The following is a 16662-nucleotide window of genomic DNA, read 5'->3' as shown; positions in this document are numbered from 1 at the left end:
GCGGGGTGGGTTGCGCAGGGGCGTGAGCCGCATGGATGCGGCGACCGAGCTTACATGGACGTACTTGCAGCGACCCCTGCGCAATCCACCCCGCCCGGCCAACCACGGCTTTTGATTTGAACGGCCACCACGAGGGGCTCAGCCGTTGGCCGAAAACCTCATCGACCCACGCGCAATGCCGCCGCCTCCGCCCACCGCGCCGCCACCCGCGGAGCGGTGATGCACACCGCCTGATCGGTCACCGTGGTCACCGCCCGCTCCAGCAGCTGGATGTCCGCCTCGTGCTGGCGCGCCACATGCGGATCCTCGAAGAAGATCGCGCGCTGGCAACGGCCTTCCAGCACGCGGTCGGCAATCTGCGCATCTCCGCCCATCGGGCCACTCTGGTAGCGCGTCACCCACGCCGTATCCGCGGGCCAGCCGCGGCTCCAGGCCAGCTTATTCAAGCGCTGGCCGGTGGTGCCGGTAGCCACGCGTTCGCCGAAGCGCGCCAGCACGTCGAAGTGTTCGTCGGCGAACGCCAGCATCGCCGGCTTCATCGCATCGTGCGCGATCAACGCCAGCGTCTGCCCTTCGAACGCATGCAGGTCGTCGGCGCCGGCATCGGCAGCCAGGCCCGCATGGACGCGCTCCACCTCGATCCAGTCGCGGGCGGTGGCCACGGTGGAAATGAACGGCTTGCCGTGGATAACGCACTGGCGCTTGAGCGCGGTCGCCTCGGGGAACACCGAGGAGGGGTCGACCGGATCCATCAGGTAGACCGCACCGTCCAGCGTGCGCTCGGCGCCCATGCCCACCACTTCGGCCACCAGCTTCATCAACCCGCCTTCGCGACCGTACGGATAGCGCTGCAGGCCGTCGTAACCGGCAAGGAAACCGTTGCGCTGGATCGCATCGTGGGTACGGCCGACCGCACACAGGGTCACGCCCAGTTCGCGCAGCCCGGGTTCGCTGGCGCGCAACCAGCGGAACAGTGCCGCGCGCGCGTCGTGATGATGGAGACGGTTGGCGGCCAGGCCGATGCGCATCGAAAGCTCCGGGATCGGTAGAAGCGGCAGTGTATGTCGCTATTGGCGGTTTCGGAGGGTTTTACACATTTCCTCATTGTTGCTGGGAAATGCGTCGCTAGCGTGGCAGGAGGTCGTATCGCAATGCGGCCACGCCCCTGCTGCGACATGAGGATGTCCACCGTGAATGTCGCTGGCCGCCTGGCCCGCATCGTCGCCCTGTCGCTGTTGTCGGCGCCGGCCTGGGCCGGGCAGTGCGAAGGTCCCATCCTGCTTGCCTATCCCGCCGATCGTGCACCGTTGTCGTCCAGTCAGGACGACCAGCCACACGGCCTGGTGGCCGACTACCTGGCGCTGCTGCAGGAGCAATACCCCACGCTGCGCGCCACACCGGTCGCGGCGACGGCGCTGGCCGCCGCCGCGCTCCCGGCCGGGACCCACGCCGTGCTCGGCTGGCCGCGCGCGCAGAAGCCGAAAGGCTGGGTGGCCAGCGTGCCCTACCTGCAGGTGCCGCAGGTGATCGTGCGACGCCCCGACGCGCCGCCGATCATCGGCCTGGGCGGACTGCACGGTCGCGGCGTGGCCAGCCCCGACATCGTGCCGCTTGCCAGCAGGCTGGAGGAAGCCGGCGCGGACGTGCCGCTGCTGCAGGTGGCGGCGCTGGACGAGGCATTGCAGCTGCTGATCAGCGGTCAGATCGATGCGGTGGTGGGCAACCTCGTGAACGTGGAAGCCACGCTGCGCAATCAGCCGGGCGGCGCGCTGGACGTGGCGGCGCCGGCCGGCTTCAGCGACGCACTGGTCCTGGCCACGCTGCCGGCGTGCGCGCATCTGGTGGTCCGCTTCAACCAGCTGCAGGCAGGCATGGCGCCGGAGCAGCGCGAGGCGTTGCGGGCCCACTGGATCTCGACATCCCCTCGCCGTGGCCTCGCGCCGGTGTCGCCCCTGCGCGGGTCGATCGCCGTGCTGCTGGTGCTGCTGACACTGTGCCTGGTGTATGCGTTCGGCTACTGGCGGCTGCACCGCGAAGGCCTGCGCAGGCAGGCGCTGGAACAGCGCCTGCAGGAGGTCACCGCCAACCTGCCGGCGGTGGTGTACCAGGCGCGGCGCAGCAGTGCCGGCGAGTACAGCGTTCCCCACATCGCCGGCGACGTGCATGCCCTGTTCGGGATCAGCGTGGACACCGCGCGGGTGGACCATGGAAGCCTGCTGGCCGCAGTCCATCCACAGGACCGCCGCTCGGTGCTGGCCTGCGTTGATGCCGCCGCACTGGTGCGCGGGCCCATCGACATCACTTTCCGCACGCGCGGCCCCAACGGCTGGCGCTGGGTACGTTCGCACGGGCGGCCGATTGCCTGCAGCGACAGCGGCGTGGAATGGAGCGGATACTGGATGGACGTGACCGAGGCGCGCGCACGTACGCAGGCACTGAACGATGCCCGGCGTGACGCGGAGCAGGATGCCGCCGCGAAGGCCCATTTCCTGGCCACCATGAGCCACGAGATCCGCACGCCGATGAGCACCTTGCTGGGAATGCTGGAGTGCTTCGGCAGCAGCGCACTGGATACGCGCCAGCGCCAGGTGCTGGCGACCATCGATGATGCCGCGCAGATGCTGCGCCAGATCCTCGATGACGTGCTGCACAGCCAACGCCTGCAGTCCGGCCCGCAGCCACCGCAGTGCCTGCCCACCGACTTGGCCGAGCTGCTGCGCGGGGTGCAGCGCCTGCTGGTGCCGGTGGCGGCAAGCAAGGGGCTGCACCTGCGCTGCGAGGTGGATCCCGCGTTGCAGCGGGGATCGTTGGCCGACGCGCTGCGCCTGCGCCAGATCCTGTTCAACCTGGCGGGCAATGCGCTGAAGTTCACCCTGCAGGGTGGGGTGGACCTGCAGGTGCGGGTGCTGCAGCAGCATGAGCAGGGCCAGCAGCTGCGGCTGCAGGTGACCGATACCGGCGTGGGCATCAGCCGGGAGCGCCAGCGGGCGGTGTTCGCAGCGTTTACCCAGGCCGAAGCGTCCACCACCCGGCGCTTCGGTGGCAGCGGCCTGGGCCTGGCGATCTGCCGTGAGCTGGCGGCGTCGATGGGCGGGCAACTGCACCTGTGCAGCACGCCGGGCGCGGGCACCACGGTGTGGCTGGACCTGTACCTGCCGGCCTGCGAGGCGCCATTGGCGGAGCATCCTGGCGGTGCGGCTGGCTTGCCAGCGTTGCCGCCGGTACGGGTACTGGTTGCCGAAGACCATCCCACCAACCTGCAGCTGCTGGTCCAGCGCCTGCAGGAGCTGGGACTGCAGGTGCATGCCACCGCCAACGGCGAGCAGGCATGGCAGGCGTGGCAGGCACACCGCTTCGCGCTGGTCATCACCGATTGCCACATGCCGGGCATGGACGGCTTTGCGTTGGCCCGCGCGATCCGCGCCGATCCACGGGCCGACGCGGCGCAGGTGCCGATCGTCGCGTTGACCGCCAGCGTGCTCGACAGTACCCGTCAGGCCTGCCTCGACGCTGGCATCGATCGTTTCATCGCCAAGCCGGTCGAGCGCGACGCACTGCACGCCACGCTCGCCGCGGTGCTGACACCGCTGGCCGGTCTGTCAGTGCGCCAGTAGCCGGGCGATGCTGGCGGCAGCGTCGCGACCTTCGGCCACCGCGGTCACCACCAGGTCGGCACCCCGCACCGCGTCGCCACCGGCGAACAGGCGCGGATGGGCGGTCTGGAAGGGCAGCTTGCCCTTGCCTCCAGCAAGGATGCGGCCATTGGCCTGGCCTTCCACGCCGTGCTCGGCCAGCCACGACGGCACGCTGGGCGAGAAGCCGAACGCGATGATCACCACGTCCGCTTCCAGCAGCGACTCGCTGCCCTCGATCTGCACTGCGTTCTGGCGGCCGTTGGCATCGGGCTCGCCCAAGCGCGTCTCGATGACGGTAACCCCGATCACTTCGTCATCGGCGCCGGCTTCGATCGACAGCGGCTGGCGGTTGAACAGGAAGCGCACGCCTTCCTCGCGTGCATTGGCCACTTCGCGCGCGCTGCCCGGCATGTTGGCCTCGTCGCGGCGGTAGGCGCAGGTGACCTTGGCCGCGCCCAGACGCACCGCACTGCGCACGCAGTCCATGCCGGTATCGCCACCACCGAGGACCACCACGCGCTTGCCATTGAGGTCGGGCAGGGTGATCTGGTCTTCCCAGCCGGCGATCGGCCGGCCCTGCGGATCATCGCCGCCGACGATGCGGCTGTTCTGCACCAGGAACGGCAGCGCCGGCAGCACGCCCTTCAGGTCCTGGCCGTCGAGGCCACCATCGGTGTAGCGATACGCGCCGGTACCGACAAACACCGCATCGTGGGTGTCCAGCAGCTGCTGCAGGCTGATGTCGCGGCCGATCTCCACGCCCAGGCGGAACTGCACGCCCATGCCTTCGAGCACGTCGCGGCGGCGGCGGATCACGTCCTTGTCCAGCTTGAAACTGGGGATGCCGAACTGCAGCAGGCCACCGACCTGTTCGTAACGGTCGTAGACTACCGCGGTGATGCCGGCATGCGCCAGGCGGTCGGCACAGGCCAGGCCTGCCGGGCCGGCACCGATCACGGCCACCGTGTGGCCGGTGGGCTGCACCGCCGTCATGTCCGGCCGCCAGCCGGTGGCCAGTGCGGTGTCGACGATGTACTTCTCCACCGCGCCGATGGTGACCGCGCCAAACTCCTCCAGCGTGCAGCTGCCTTCGCACAGGCGATCCTGCGGGCACACCCGGCCGCACACTTCCGGCAGCGGGTTGGTGCTGTGGCACAGCGTGGCCGCTTCATGGATGCGGTTCTCCTGCACCAGCTGCAGCCATTGCGGGATGGCGTTGTGCACCGGGCACTTCCAGCTGCAGTAGGGGTTGCCGCAGTCCAGGCAGCGGCCGGCCTGGTACTGCGCATCTTCCTTGCCGAACTTTCCGTACAGCTCACCCCAGTCGCCGGAGGTGCGCAGTTCGACCGGGATGCGCTGCGGCATGGTCCGGGGCAGGTCGAGGAACTGGAAGGCGTGCTTGCGGCTCATGGCGGGCTCTGTGGTGTTTTCCGGATGCCGGCCAGCGGCCGGCATTACAGCGGTGGGGAGACCGGGGCGCCGGATGCGGGCGGCGCCCCTTGCATTACGCGGCGCGGCGCAGGGTTTCGGTCAGCGACTCGATGCTGGCGGCCTTGGGTTTGACCAGCCAGAATTTGCCGATGTAATCGCGGAACTCATCCATGATCTGCTGCGCCCAGATGCTGCCGGTCAGCTCGCGATGACGGCCGATCAGGCGGTGCAGGTGCTGGCGGTAGTTCTCGAAACCTTCGGCGGATACGCGATGGATGTCGATCAGCTCGTGGTTGTAGCGGTCGACGAAATCGCGGTCCACGTCCAGCACGTAGGCCAGGCCGCCGGTGAAGCCGGCGCCGAAGTTGAGGCCGACCTTGCCCAGCACCAGCACCACGCCGTCGGTCATGTACTCGCAGCAGTGATCGCCTGCGCCTTCCACCACCGCCAGTGCGCCGGAGTTGCGCACGGCGAAACGTTCACCGGCACGGCCAGCGGCGAACAGCTCGCCACCGGTGGCGCCGTACAGGCAGGTGTTGCCGATGATCGCGGTGCTGCGTGCCTCGAAGCGTGCGCCACGCGGCGGACGCACCACCAGGCGGCCACCGGCCATACCCTTGCCGACGTAGTCGTTGGCTTCACCTTCCACTTCCAGGTGCAGGCCGCCGACGTTGAAGGCACCGAAGCTCTGCCCGGCGCTGCCACGGAAGCGCAGTTCCAGCGGCGATTCGGCCATGCCCTGGTTGCCGTGCGCGCGCGCCACGGCGCCGGCCAGGCGGGTGCCGATGCTGCGGTCGGTGTTGTGGATCAGGAAGCGGTGTTCGCCGCCGCGCTTGTGCTCGATGGCTTCAGCCAGCAGGCCATCCATCTGCGTGGCCAGGCTGTCCGGTGATTCGTACAGGCGCTGTGCGGCGCAGTGGCTGCCCCGGTAACTGGCGTCGGCCAGCAGCCGCGACAGATCCACGCGCACGTCCTCGCGTGGCGAGACCTCAAGCTGGCGCAGCAGGTCGGTACGGCCGACGATCTCCTGCAGCGAACGTGCACCCAGCACCGACAGCCAACCGCGCACTTCCTCGGCCAGCAGGCGGAAGAAGTTCTCCACGCGCTCGGGCTGGCCGGTGAAGTGGTTCTCGCGCAGGCGCTCGTCCTGGGTGGCCACGCCGGTGGCGCAGTTGTTGAGGTGGCAGATGCGCAGGTACTTGCAGCCCAGCACGATCATCGGCGCGGTGCCGAAACCGAAGCTGTCCGCGCCCAGCAGCGCGGCTTTGACCACATCCAGGCCGGTCTTCAGGCCGCCGTCGGTCTGCAGCAGGGTGCGCCCGCGCAGGTCGTTGGCCACCAGCGCCTGGTGCGCCTCGGCGATGCCCAGTTCCCACGGCACGCCGGCATAACGGATCGAGCTGACCGGCGACGCGCCGGTACCGCCGTCGTGGCCGGAAATGGTGATGAGGTCGGCGCCGGCCTTGACCACGCCGGCAGCGATCGTACCGACGCCGGCATGGCTGACCAGCTTCACCGACACCAGCGCGGTCGGATTGACCTGCTTGAGGTCGTAGATCAGCTGCGCCAGGTCTTCGATGGAGTAGATGTCGTGGTGCGGCGGCGGCGAGATCAGGCCGATTCCCGGCCGCGCATAACGCAGCCGTGCGATCAGTTCATTGACCTTGTGCCCGGGCAGCTGGCCGCCTTCACCGGGCTTGGCGCCCTGCGCGACCTTGATCTGCAGCACTTCGGCATTGACCAGGTATTCGGCGGTGACGCCGAAGCGGCCGGACGCCACCTGCTTGATCTTGCTGCGCTTGTCGGTGCCATAGCGTGCCGGGTCTTCGCCACCTTCGCCGGAATTGCTGCGGCCACCGAGGCGGTTCATCGCAATGGCCAGTGCTTCATGCGCCTCGGGCGAAAGCGCACCGAGGCTGATCGCTGCGGTATCGAAGCGCGGGAACAGCTCGCTGGCCGGGGCCACCTCGTCCAATGGCGTCGGCGTCGCCGCCGGCACCAGCTGCAGCAGATCGCGCAGCGCCGAGGGCGGGCGTGCATGCACGGCGTCGCAGTACTGCTGCCACGCACGCGGGTCACCGCTGCGCGCCGCGCGCTGCAGGGTGGTCACCACGTCCGGGTTGTACATGTGGTATTCGCCGCCGTGCACATACTTCAGCAGGCCACCGACATCCACGCCCTGCTGCGCATCCCAGGCCTGCGCGCACAGTTCACGTGCATCGGCATCCAGCCGCGCGAAGCCGGCGCCACCGATGCGCGAGGCGGTATCGGGGAAGCACAGGTCGACGACCTCCGGCTCCAGGCCGATGATCTCGAACAGCTGCGCGCCGCGATAGCTGGCCACGGTGCAGATGCCCATCTTCGAGATGATCTTCGACAGGCCCTTGTAGATGCCCTTGCGGTAGCGGCGGCCGATCTGCGACTGCTCGCCGCCCTTGCTGAGCTTGAGGATGCCGCGACGGCCGAGGTCGAACAGGGTCTGGTAGGCCAGGTACGGATAGACGGCCGTGGCACCGAAGCCGAGCAGGCAGGCCATGTGGTGCGCATCGCGCGCGCTGCCGGTCTCGACGATCAGGTTGACGTCGCAGCGCAGGCCCAGGCGTGACAGGTGGTGGTGGATGGCACTGGTGGCCAGCAGGGCGTGCACCATCGGCCGCCCGGCCACCGGGTAGCGGTCGGACAGCAGCAGCATCACCATGCCATCGCGCGCGGCCTGTTCGGCTTCGACGCAGATGCGTTCGATGCCTGCACGCAGGCCTTCCTCTTCGCTGTAGGACAGGTCGAGCAGGCGGTTGGCCTGTACGTACTGGTCCATCTTCAGCAGCTGGCGCAGCTTGCGCTGGCTCAGTACCGGCGAATTGAGGATGACGTGGTTCACCGTCTCCGGACCGGCATGGAAGATGTTGGTCTCCTTGCCGAGCTGGGTGGACAGGGACATCGCGCAGTCTTCGCGCAGCGGGTCGATCGGCGGGTTGGTGACCTGCGCGAAGGCCTGGCGGAAATAGTCGTACAGCGGACGGCTGCGCTGGCTGAGCACGGCCATCGGCGTGTCATCGCCCATCGAGCCGGTGGCTTCCTGTTCGGTCTCGGCCAGCGGCCGCAGCACCTGCTCCACTTCCTCGCTGCTGAGCTGGTACAGCTTGTGGTAACTGCGCAGGGTGCTTTCGTCGAAGGGTTCCTCCACCAGCGAGGGATCGATCAGTTCGGTCTGCAGGTAGGTGACGCCCTGCTGCAACCACTGCTTGTACGGTGCACGGCCGCGGTTGATGCGATCGATGGCTTCCGAATCGAGCAGGTCACCGCGCTTGAGGTCGATGGCGATCATCTCGCCCGGACCGAGCTTGCCCTTGCGCACCACGCGCTCGGTCGGCACTTCCCACACACCGGCTTCGGAGGCGACCAGGAAGTGGCGATCGGCAGTCAGCATCCAGCGTGCCGGGCGCAGGCCGTTGCGGTCGAGGGTACACACGGCGTAGCGGCTGTCGCAGGCGACGATGCCGGCCGGGCCGTCCCACGGTTCACTGTTGAGGCCGTGGAATTCGTAGAACGCAGCCAGGTCCGGGTCCTTGAATTCCAGCGACTGCGTTGCCGGCGGCACCAGGATGCGCAGGGCCTGGATCAGTTCCATGCCCGCAGACACCATCAGTTCCAGCATGTTGTCCAGGCTCTGCGAATCCGAGCCGTGCATGGAGATGACCGGGTCGAATTCGCCGATATCGAAGCGCGGCGTCTTCCACACCTTGCTGCGTGCCTGCGCCCAGCGCCGGTTGCCTTCGATGGTGTTGATCTCGCCGTTGTGGGCGAGCATCCGGAACGGGTGCGCCAGCGGCCAGCGCGGCAGCGTATTGGTGGAGAAGCGCTGGTGGAACACGATGGCGCTGGAGGCCAGTTCGCGGCGCTGCAGGTCCGGGAAGAAGCGGCTGAGCTTGTCCGGCAGCACCATGCCCTTGTAGCTGATGGCGTTGGGGCTGAGCGTGGTGACGTAGTAGTCGGCGTGCGCGCGCAGCAGCTGCTCGCTACGGCGGCGGGCCAGGAACAGGGCCAGGCCGAAGCCGGCGTCATCCTGGCCGACGCCGGCGTCGACAAATACCTGTTCGATACGCGGCAGGGTATCGCGCGCCAGTTGCCCGCAGACGCTGTCGTCGGTCGGCACCTCGCGCCAGCCGGCTACCTTGCAGCCCACCGCCTCGATCTGCTGCTGCAGCTGTGTGCGGCAGGCCTGGGCGGCGTCGGCATCGTGCGGCAGGAACACCAGGCCGGCAGTGAAGCGCGCGCCGACGGCAATGCCCGCTTCACTGGCCAGCAGTTTCAGGAAGGCATCGGGGCGGCGCAGCAGCAGGCCGCAGCCATCACCGGTGAGGCCGTCGGCGGCGACACCACCCCGGTGGGTCATGCGCGAAAGCGCGGCGATGGCGGTATCGACCAGCAGGCGCGAAGACTGGTCGTCGAGCTGGGCGACCATGCCAAATCCACAGGCATCGCGCTCGGAGCGCGGGTCGTAAAGCCCTTGGCGGTTGCGGGGGGCCATCTCTACCTCGATGCGTAATGAAATGAGCAGGGACACTCGTGCCCGCTCACTCCCTGGAGCGCATCATGAGGCCACCGGATGCCTCGACTAGATCACAGGTTGCTGCAACGCCGCAATACACGGTTGCAGGCGCAACCAAAGCGCCGGCAAACGCATGCCGGCGCGGGATGGGTCAGCCGCAGCGGACGCCGCTGACCACGTCCTTTGCGTCCACCTCGATGTTCAGGCGGTCGCCCACGAACTCCATCGTGGTGACGTCATTGGGGTGCAGGACGCGGATCTGCTTGGCCGCTGCATCTTCCTGGGCCTGCTTGCCCAGTGCTTCGGTATAGGCCTGGCCGACCAGGCTCTGCACCTGGCTGGCGTCGCAGTTGCCAACCGGCGGTGCTTCGGTGGCCTTGCCGGCTTCATCGGCCGGGGCCTTGGCGGCTTCGGCGGCCTGCTGTGCGTGGGCGGTGGCCGAGTCCTGCTCATCCAGCGACGGCGCCTGGCAGGCGGTCAGGGCCAGCACGGCCGGCAGCAGCAGGGCGGAGAGGGAACGGGCGCGGATCGGGAACGACATCATGACTCCGGAAGGGAAGGGACGGTGAAAGGCCGAGCATAGCGGCGAACCCACCCTCACGTGTTTGTCTTGCGTTATTGACGTGGCCACGCCGCCCCGCTCGGCAGACTGACGGCATGCCCGCTACCCCCACCCCCGAACGCCAGGCCGCGCGCGCCGCCGGCCTGCGCTACGTCGATGACACCCAGCCCGGTTTCAGCCGTGTCCGCGCCGGCAAAGGCTTCTCCTATCGCGATGCCGACGGTCATGCCATACGCGATGCCGCCACGCTGCAGCGCATCCGCTCGCTGGCCGTGCCCCCGGCCTATACCGCGGTGTGGATCTGCGCCCATGCCAACGGCCATCTGCAGGCCACCGGCCGCGACGCGCGCGGGCGCAAGCAGTACCGCTACCACGCCGACTGGGCGGCGGTGCGGGATGCCGGCAAGTTCGACCGCATCATCGCCTTCGGCCAAGCGTTGCCGGCGCTGCGACGGCGCCTGGGCCGTGACCTCAAGCGTAGTGGCTTTCCCCGTGAGAAGGTGCTGGCGGTGGTGGTCGCGCTGCTGGCCGACACGCTGGTGCGGGTGGGCAACGAGACCTATGCACAGGAGAACAAGTCGTACGGCCTGACAACGCTGCGCAACCGTCACCTGGATCTGCTTCGGGGCGGCCGGGTGCGCATGCGCTTCCGCGGCAAGTCCGGCCAGTTGCATGAGGTGACGGTGGGCGACCGTCGGCTGGGCGCGCTGGTACGCGGCGTGCAGCAGCTGCCGGGACAGGCCCTGTTCCAGTACCGCGACGACGCGGGCGAGGTGCAGCCGGTGGATTCCGGCGCGGTGAACGACTACCTGCGCGAGGTGATGGGAGAGGATTTCACCGCCAAGGATTTCCGCACCTGGGGCGGCACGATGGCGGCAGTGCAGGCCTTCGCCGCCACCGAGCTGCCCGAACCGCCCAGCCAGCGCGCGCTGGCCAAGGCGCAGCGCGAGGTGGTGTGCCAGGTGGCCGCGCGGCTGGGCAATACGCCAGCGGTATGTCGCAAGGCCTACATCGATCCCTGCGTGTTCGCCGGCTGGGAGCGCGGCGAGCTGACTGCACTGGCGGGCCTGCGCGGCCCGCGGCAGTGGGAACAGGCGACACTGAAGGTGCTGCGCCGGGCGCGGCGGCTGAGCCGCAAGGCAGGTCAGCCGCAGTAGATCGCGGTGATGTTGTTGGTGCGGCCCTTTTCGATGGTCAGGCGCTCGCCGCCCTCGCTGGCCGGCGGCACGCGCGGACCGTCGTGACGCAGCACCTGCACGTGCAGGCTGTCGCTGTCGACGCGGGCGCGCTCGACGGTGGCATCCGATGCCGCCAGGCCGACCGCACCGCGCACCATGTCCGAATGGCACTGGCCGGAAATCACCCCGTCGATCGGCTGGATCTGGGCGACGGGGCTGCTGCTGCAGGCGGCGAGAGCGAAGCAGACGGTGGCGGTGGCAATGGCATGTTTCATGGGGACGTTCCTCGTGTTGTGGCCTGCAGGGTGCGACGACACGCGTGGTGGCGGAATGAATGCCTTGCACGCGGTGGACACGGTGCGCTCACTGCCGCCAACAGCCTGCGTGGAGACACTGCACGAGCGGCGTACGCCGCCCCCGGTACTGCGGCGTACGCGCCCCGGTAGTGCCGGCCGCTGGCCGGCAACCCCCATTCCCCCGAGGAGACCTGCATGGCCACCACCAAGAAGACCCCCACCCGCCGCAAGGCATCGCCGAAGGTGCGCAAAGGCACCCAGGCGGCGCCAGCCACCGCCGAGACCACCGCATCCGAGCGCCCACGCGTGGTGAAGACCGCCACCCGCAAAGCCGCCGCTTCCGATCCGCGCGCGGCGCGTGTGGCCGCGCGGCAGCGGCGCCTGCAGGACCAGGAAAAAGCGAAGGACGTACGCGCAGCGAAGAAGGCAACGAAAAAGCCGACAAAGAAGACCGCCACCCAGGCTGGCCCACGCCGTCAGCCGGAGACGATGCCGGCGCAACAACTGGCCAAGCCCGGCCATGAGCATGCACTGGAACTGGCACCGCGCTTCCTGGCACCGGACTATGTCGGCAGCGGCAAGCTGCAGGGCATGCGCGCGATCGTCACCGGTGGCGATTCCGGCATCGGCCGCGCGGTGGCGGTGCTGTTCGCCCGCGAAGGCGCCGATGTTGCCGTGCTGCATCTGGACGAAGCCGAGGACGCCGAGCTCACTCGCCAGCACGTGGAGAAGGAGGGCGGCCGCTGCGTAGTGATCGCCGGCGACGTGCGCGACCCGCGCTTCTGCAACATGGCCGTCAAGCAGGTGGCCAAGGCCTTCGGTGGCATCGATATCCTGGTCAACAACGCGGCGTTCCAGCTGCACTGCGAGCGCCTCGAAGACCTGGAAGACGCGCATCTGCAGGAAACGCTGCAGACCAACATCGGCGGCTACATCCAGATGGCGCGCGCGGTGCTGCCGCATCTGGGCGAGGGCGCCAGCATCATCAACACCGGTTCTGAAACCGGCCTGTTCGGCAGCAAGGCACTGATCGATTACTCGGCCACCAAGGGCGCGATCCATGCGTTCACCAAGGCGCTGGCCAGCCAGTTGTTGCCGCGCGGCATCCGCGTCAACTGCGTGGCGCCGGGCCCGGTGTGGACGCCGTTGAATCCGGCCGACAAGCAGGCGAAGGATGTGGCCGAGTTCGGCAAGGACAGCGACATGGGGCGACCGGCGCAGCCCGAAGAGCTGTCGCCAGCGTATGTGTTCCTGGCCTCACCGGCCTGCGCCAGCTACATCAGCGGCGTGATCCTGCCGGTGATGGGGGGGCCGCGCGGTTAGCGCGCGGCGGAATAGAAACCGGCAATACGCGGGATGAACTGCTGCGGATTGGCACCGACCAGATTGGTCAGCACGACAACAGCGAGGTCGCGCTCGGGATAGACGATGAAAGCCGAGCGCGCGCCGCCCATGCCACCCACCTGCAGGTCGGGCGCGGTGTTGACCACCGGCCAGCCGGCGGCCCAGTCGCCGGCGCTGCCATCGTTGAGGCGCTCGGCCGTCCACATCTGCTGCACCGCGCGCTGCTCCAGCAGGCGACCCTCCTGCAATGCAACCAACCAGCGTGCGGCGTCATCGGCCGTGGTGAGGATGCCGCCCCCCGCCCACAGGCTGGGCGGCATGTCGTAGAACCAGTGCGACAGCCGTGGCGTCGCATCCTTGGCATCGGTGGCGCGCGGCAGGTAGCTGTACATCGTCGCTGCGTCCGGGATCAGGTCGTAGCTGTCACCGAACGTGGTGCGCGGCATGCGCGCGGTGGAGAACTGGCGTGTTGCCAGGAAGCGTTCGTAGGGCATGCCGGATTGCCGCGCGATGATCCGCGCCAGCAGCACGTAGTTGGTCTGGTTGTACTGGAAGCGCTCGCCCGCTACGGCCTCTGCCGGCAGCGCGCGGACTGCCTGCCATGCGTCCTGTTCCGAACCACCGCCCAGCAGTCCTTCTGCATCGAGGATGTCGGGCAGGCCGGAGGTGTGGGCGAGCAGCTGGCGCACGCGCACCGCCTGCCAGCTCGCGGGCAGGTCGTCGAGATAGCGCGAGGCGGGCGCGTCGAGATCCACCCGCCCATCCTGCGCCAGCTGCGCCAAAGCGACGCCGGTGAAGGATTTGCTGGCAGAGTTGAGCGGGAACCGCGTGCTGCGGGTAGCGACCACGCCGTTCTCGACGTTGGCCAGGCCGTAGGTTTCCGACAGCACCACCTGGCCATCCTTGACCACGGCGATCTGCAGGCCGGGGATGCGCTGTTCCTGCATGGTCTGGCGGATGAAACGACGGGTCTGGTCGTTGGCCTGGTCCTGGTTGGCGGAAACAGCGGCGAAGGGCAGCAGGCTGATGATCATGAGCAGGGTGGGTAGCATCTGGCGAGGCATGCGGGATCCCGGAGGGCAGGAAGATTGGCGGCGATGACGGCGGCCGCAGGTGACAGGCCATGGGTCGGATGCGCGCCCGGCGGAAAAGGTTTAAGCCGGCCGCGTGCCCTACCGTTCGTCGGCCCATGACTTCCGGGGGGTTGACTACAGGTGTCGTCATGGCAACAGTAGCGACACGTGTAGTCAAGGGAGTGTTGTCATGCGTGGCAAGACCATCGGGGACCAGGAACTGGCCCTGCTGCAGTATGTGGACGAGCAGGCACCGGCCAGCGTCGGCGAGGTCGCCAGTGGCTATGGCGAACCGCGCGGACTGGCCCGCTCCACCGTGTTGACGATGATGGAGCGCCTGCGCGCCAAGGGTTACCTGCAGCGCCGGCAGCAGCAGGGTGTCTACCGCTACCAGCCCACCCGCGGCCCGGAGAGCGTGCTGCAGGGCGCCGTCGCCCAGTTCGTCGACAACACCCTGCAGGGCTCGGTCTCGCCGTTCGTGGCGTACCTGTCGCAGCGGCAGAAGGTCAGCGACAACGAACTGGCCGAACTGGAAGCGCTGGTGGCCGAACTGCAATCGCGTCGCCAGGAGGACTGAGCCATGGATACCTCGATGTTGATTCCGATGCTGGAGCGGCTGGGCTGGACCAGCCTGCAGACCGTGCTGCTGGTCGCGCTGGTGTACCTGCTGTGCCGCGCGTTGCCGGCACTGTCGGCGGCCACCCGTTGCCGCCTGTGGTGGCTGGTATCGCTGCAGGCCGTGGTCGGCCTGTTGTGGAGCCAACCGCTGCAGCTGGCCTGGTTGCCTGCACCCGACGCGGTCGCAATGACGACCGTGGATCTTGCCGCGGACGCGGTGTATCCGATGGCACCGGAGGCCGCCGCGCAGTTGCTGGCGAACGTGCCGATGGGCGATGTCGGCAGCACCCCGGTGGCCTGGTGGGCAGTGGCGCTGGCTGCGCTGTGGATGTCCGGCGTGCTGCTGATGGTGCTGCGGACCTTCGGCGAATGGCGCCGTTGCCGTGCGCTGCTGGCAGCGTCGTATCCATGCGAGGACCAGGCGCTGGTGCAGGCGCTGCAGCTGGCCTCGGATGCGCACGGCCTGCGCCGCGCACCGCGCCTGTGGATGAGCGACCAGGTGGACGCGCCGCAGCTGGTCGGGCCGTTCCGTCCGGTGCTGCTGTTGCCGGCGGGAATGAACGCGCTGCAGGGCGATGCGCTGGATCTGGCACTGACCCACGAACTGCAGCACCTGCAGCGTCGTGACCTGCAGTGGGGACTGCTGCCGGCCCTGGCCCAGCACCTGTTCTTCTTCCATCCGCTGCTGCGCCTGGCCGTGCGCGAATACGCCCAGGCCCGCGAGGAAGCGGTGGATGCGGCCGTGGTCGGCCAGCATGGCGCCAGCCGCCACGCCTATGGCCGCCTGTTGCTGCAACTGGGTGTGGCGCCGCAGCCGCACCTCGGCGTGGCCAGCGCAGCGCCCAGCACCACCAGCCTCAAGCGCCGCCTGCTCTCGCTGCAGTCACACCGCGCGTGCCCCCGCCTGCTGGCCGTCGGCCTGACCCTAGTGGTGTTGGCCGTGGGTGTGGCGCCGATGCGCCTGGTGGCCGCGCCGGTTCCGCCCGCGCCGCCGGCACCGCCGCGCGCTGTGCCTGCGCCGCCGCCGCCGCCCGCAGCACCTTCGGCACCGCCAGCACCGCCTGCCGCAGCGGTACCTGCAGAGCCGGCCGACTGGGCCGAACCGGCAGAACCCACCGAACCGGCCGACGTCGATGAAGACGAGGAGCAGGACGCACGCACCCATACGCACTCGAAGACCACCATCGTCACCCATGGCCAGCTCGATCTCGGCACGCCGCCGCAGCAGGCCTTTGTCCTCGTCGATCACGGCCAGGCATTCGCCAACGCCGGCATGGACGACGTGATGCAGGCGCGCAGCCGCATTGGTGACGGCCCGGCGCTGTGGTTCCGTCAGGGTGACAAGCGCTATGTCGTGCGCGATCCGATGCTGATCCAGTCGTTGCAGCGTGCCTACGCCGGCGCCGCCGATCTGAGCCGCCAGCAGAGTGAACTGGGGCGCCAGCAGAGTGCGTTGGGGCGCCAGCAGGGCCAGCTCGGCCGCGAGCAGGGCGAGCTGGGCAGGCTGCAGGGTGAAGAGGCGCGTGAGATCGCCCTCGCCGCCGCACGTGCTGCGCGCAGTGCGCTCAACGATCGCGACATCAACCGTGAAGCGGCAGCCGAAGCGGCGCGGGCCACCCGTGGCGCGGTGGATGATGCGGCGATTGCACGGCAGGCAGCGGCTGAAGCACAGCGCGCCTCACAGGTTGCCCGCAATCAGGCGCTGCAGTCCGAGCGCAGCCGCGAGATGAGCCGTCTCGCCAGCCAGCAGGCCGCGCTGGGAAGCCAGCAGGCCGTGCTGGGCAGCAAGCAGGCAGCATTGGGTGAGCGTCAGGCACGCCTGCAGGTGCAGGCCGCGAAGCAGGCAGAGCAGGTAATCGCACGTGCGCTGGCCAGCGGCAAGGCCGAGCGGCTCTGATCGTGCGGTAGCGCCGGGCCACGCCCGGCGAGCGCAGCGGTGCAGTTGGCAAGGGAAGTCGCCGGGCATGGCCCGGCGC

General features: G+C 68.8%; 11 protein-coding genes. 5 read left to right on the top strand and 6 right to left on the bottom strand.

The genetic code is table 11. The annotated features are described in order from the left end of the window. Positions 1-158: 158 nt before the first annotated feature. Positions 159-1028: a methylglyoxal synthase gene (locus ACFX4F_RS14085; RefSeq protein ID WP_380656291.1), complete on the bottom strand. Its 870-nt coding sequence runs from the start codon at positions 1026-1028 to the stop codon at positions 159-161. A 162-nt stretch (positions 1029-1190) separates the two neighbouring features. Between ACFX4F_RS14085 and ACFX4F_RS14080 the strand changes: the two genes are divergently transcribed. Continuing rightward, positions 1191-3614 carry a response regulator gene (locus tag ACFX4F_RS14080; protein ID WP_380656288.1) on the top strand — a complete coding sequence of 808 codons (2424 nt, stop codon included), beginning with the start codon at positions 1191-1193 and terminating at the stop codon, positions 3612-3614. Here ACFX4F_RS14080 and ACFX4F_RS14075 read toward each other — a convergent pair. From ACFX4F_RS14075 to ACFX4F_RS14065, 3 genes are all read right to left on the bottom strand, one after another. Then, positions 3600-5045, bottom strand: coding sequence for an FAD-dependent oxidoreductase (locus ACFX4F_RS14075; RefSeq protein WP_380656285.1), 1446 nt, complete (start codon positions 5043-5045; stop codon positions 3600-3602). The two genes, ACFX4F_RS14080 and ACFX4F_RS14075, sit on opposite strands and share 15 nt — an antisense overlap. Positions 5046-5139: 94 nt before the next feature. Further along, complete coding sequence (gltB, locus tag ACFX4F_RS14070; RefSeq protein WP_380656282.1) at positions 5140-9594, bottom strand: glutamate synthase large subunit; 4455 nt, start codon at positions 9592-9594, stop codon at positions 5140-5142. A gap of 172 nt (positions 9595-9766) precedes the next feature. After that, complete coding sequence (locus tag ACFX4F_RS14065; RefSeq protein ID WP_100554325.1) at positions 9767-10156, bottom strand: I78 family peptidase inhibitor; 390 nt, start codon at positions 10154-10156, stop codon at positions 9767-9769. 116 nt (positions 10157-10272) lie between these two features. Here ACFX4F_RS14065 and ACFX4F_RS14060 point away from each other — a divergent pair, with 116 nt between their 5' ends. Continuing rightward, entirely contained in the window at positions 10273-11334 is a 1062-nt protein-coding gene (locus tag ACFX4F_RS14060; protein WP_380656277.1) for a DNA topoisomerase IB, read from the top strand. Here the strand turns inward: ACFX4F_RS14060 and ACFX4F_RS14055 are convergent. Next, complete coding sequence (locus ACFX4F_RS14055; RefSeq protein WP_099819480.1) at positions 11322-11630, bottom strand: hypothetical protein; 309 nt, start codon at positions 11628-11630, stop codon at positions 11322-11324. The two genes, ACFX4F_RS14060 and ACFX4F_RS14055, sit on opposite strands and share 13 nt — an antisense overlap. A 216-nt stretch (positions 11631-11846) precedes the next feature. Here ACFX4F_RS14055 and ACFX4F_RS14050 point away from each other — a divergent pair, with 216 nt between their 5' ends. Continuing rightward, on the top strand, positions 11847-12974 hold the full coding sequence (locus tag ACFX4F_RS14050; RefSeq protein WP_380656274.1) for an SDR family oxidoreductase: 1128 nt from the start codon (positions 11847-11849) through the stop codon (positions 12972-12974). Here ACFX4F_RS14050 and ACFX4F_RS14045 read toward each other — a convergent pair. Then, a complete protein-coding gene (locus ACFX4F_RS14045) occupies positions 12971-14029 on the bottom strand; it encodes a serine hydrolase domain-containing protein (protein ID WP_380656294.1) in 1059 nt (352 codons plus the stop codon). The two genes, ACFX4F_RS14050 and ACFX4F_RS14045, sit on opposite strands and share 4 nt — an antisense overlap. A gap of 229 nt (positions 14030-14258) precedes the next feature. On the opposite strand from ACFX4F_RS14045, the gene ACFX4F_RS14040 reads away from it, so the two are divergent. Beyond that, positions 14259-14645 carry a BlaI/MecI/CopY family transcriptional regulator gene (locus ACFX4F_RS14040; protein WP_025876036.1) on the top strand — a complete coding sequence of 129 codons (387 nt, stop codon included), beginning with the start codon at positions 14259-14261 and terminating at the stop codon, positions 14643-14645. A gap of 3 nt (positions 14646-14648) precedes the next feature. Then, positions 14649-16583 carry a M56 family metallopeptidase gene (locus tag ACFX4F_RS14035; protein WP_380656269.1) on the top strand — a complete coding sequence of 645 codons (1935 nt, stop codon included), beginning with the start codon at positions 14649-14651 and terminating at the stop codon, positions 16581-16583. The last annotated feature ends 79 nt before the right edge of the window (positions 16584-16662 follow it).

Origin of the sequence: Stenotrophomonas sp. YIM B13575 (genome assembly GCF_042787595.1) — a bacterium.
In the GTDB taxonomy this organism is placed as follows: Bacteria; Pseudomonadota; Gammaproteobacteria; order Xanthomonadales; family Xanthomonadaceae; genus Stenotrophomonas; species Stenotrophomonas lactitubi_B.
The sequence above is the reverse complement of the archived record's forward strand: the minus strand, read 5'-3'. Positions and strand labels throughout refer to the sequence as shown.

What these genes read in the sequence shown, in the direction of transcription:
- gltB (WP_380656282.1), bottom strand. Translation starts at nt 9,594, where the DNA reads ATGGCCCCCCGCAACCGCCAAGGGCTTTACGACCCGCGCTCCGAGCGC.
- ACFX4F_RS14045 (WP_380656294.1), bottom strand. Translation starts at nt 14,029, where the DNA reads ATGATCATCAGCCTGCTGCCCTTCGCCGCTGTTTCCGCCAACCAGGAC.
- ACFX4F_RS14050 (WP_380656274.1), top strand. Translation starts at nt 11,847, where the DNA reads ATGGCCACCACCAAGAAGACCCCCACCCGCCGCAAGGCATCGCCGAAG.
- ACFX4F_RS14085 (WP_380656291.1), bottom strand. Translation starts at nt 1,028, where the DNA reads ATGCGCATCGGCCTGGCCGCCAACCGTCTCCATCATCACGACGCGCGC.
- ACFX4F_RS14060 (WP_380656277.1), top strand. Translation starts at nt 10,273, where the DNA reads ATGCCCGCTACCCCCACCCCCGAACGCCAGGCCGCGCGCGCCGCCGGC.
- ACFX4F_RS14065 (WP_100554325.1), bottom strand. Translation starts at nt 10,156, where the DNA reads ATGTCGTTCCCGATCCGCGCCCGTTCCCTCTCCGCCCTGCTGCTGCCG.
- ACFX4F_RS14035 (WP_380656269.1), top strand. Translation starts at nt 14,649, where the DNA reads ATGGATACCTCGATGTTGATTCCGATGCTGGAGCGGCTGGGCTGGACC.
- ACFX4F_RS14075 (WP_380656285.1), bottom strand. Translation starts at nt 5,045, where the DNA reads ATGAGCCGCAAGCACGCCTTCCAGTTCCTCGACCTGCCCCGGACCATG.
- ACFX4F_RS14040 (WP_025876036.1), top strand. Translation starts at nt 14,259, where the DNA reads ATGCGTGGCAAGACCATCGGGGACCAGGAACTGGCCCTGCTGCAGTAT.
- ACFX4F_RS14055 (WP_099819480.1), bottom strand. Translation starts at nt 11,630, where the DNA reads ATGAAACATGCCATTGCCACCGCCACCGTCTGCTTCGCTCTCGCCGCC.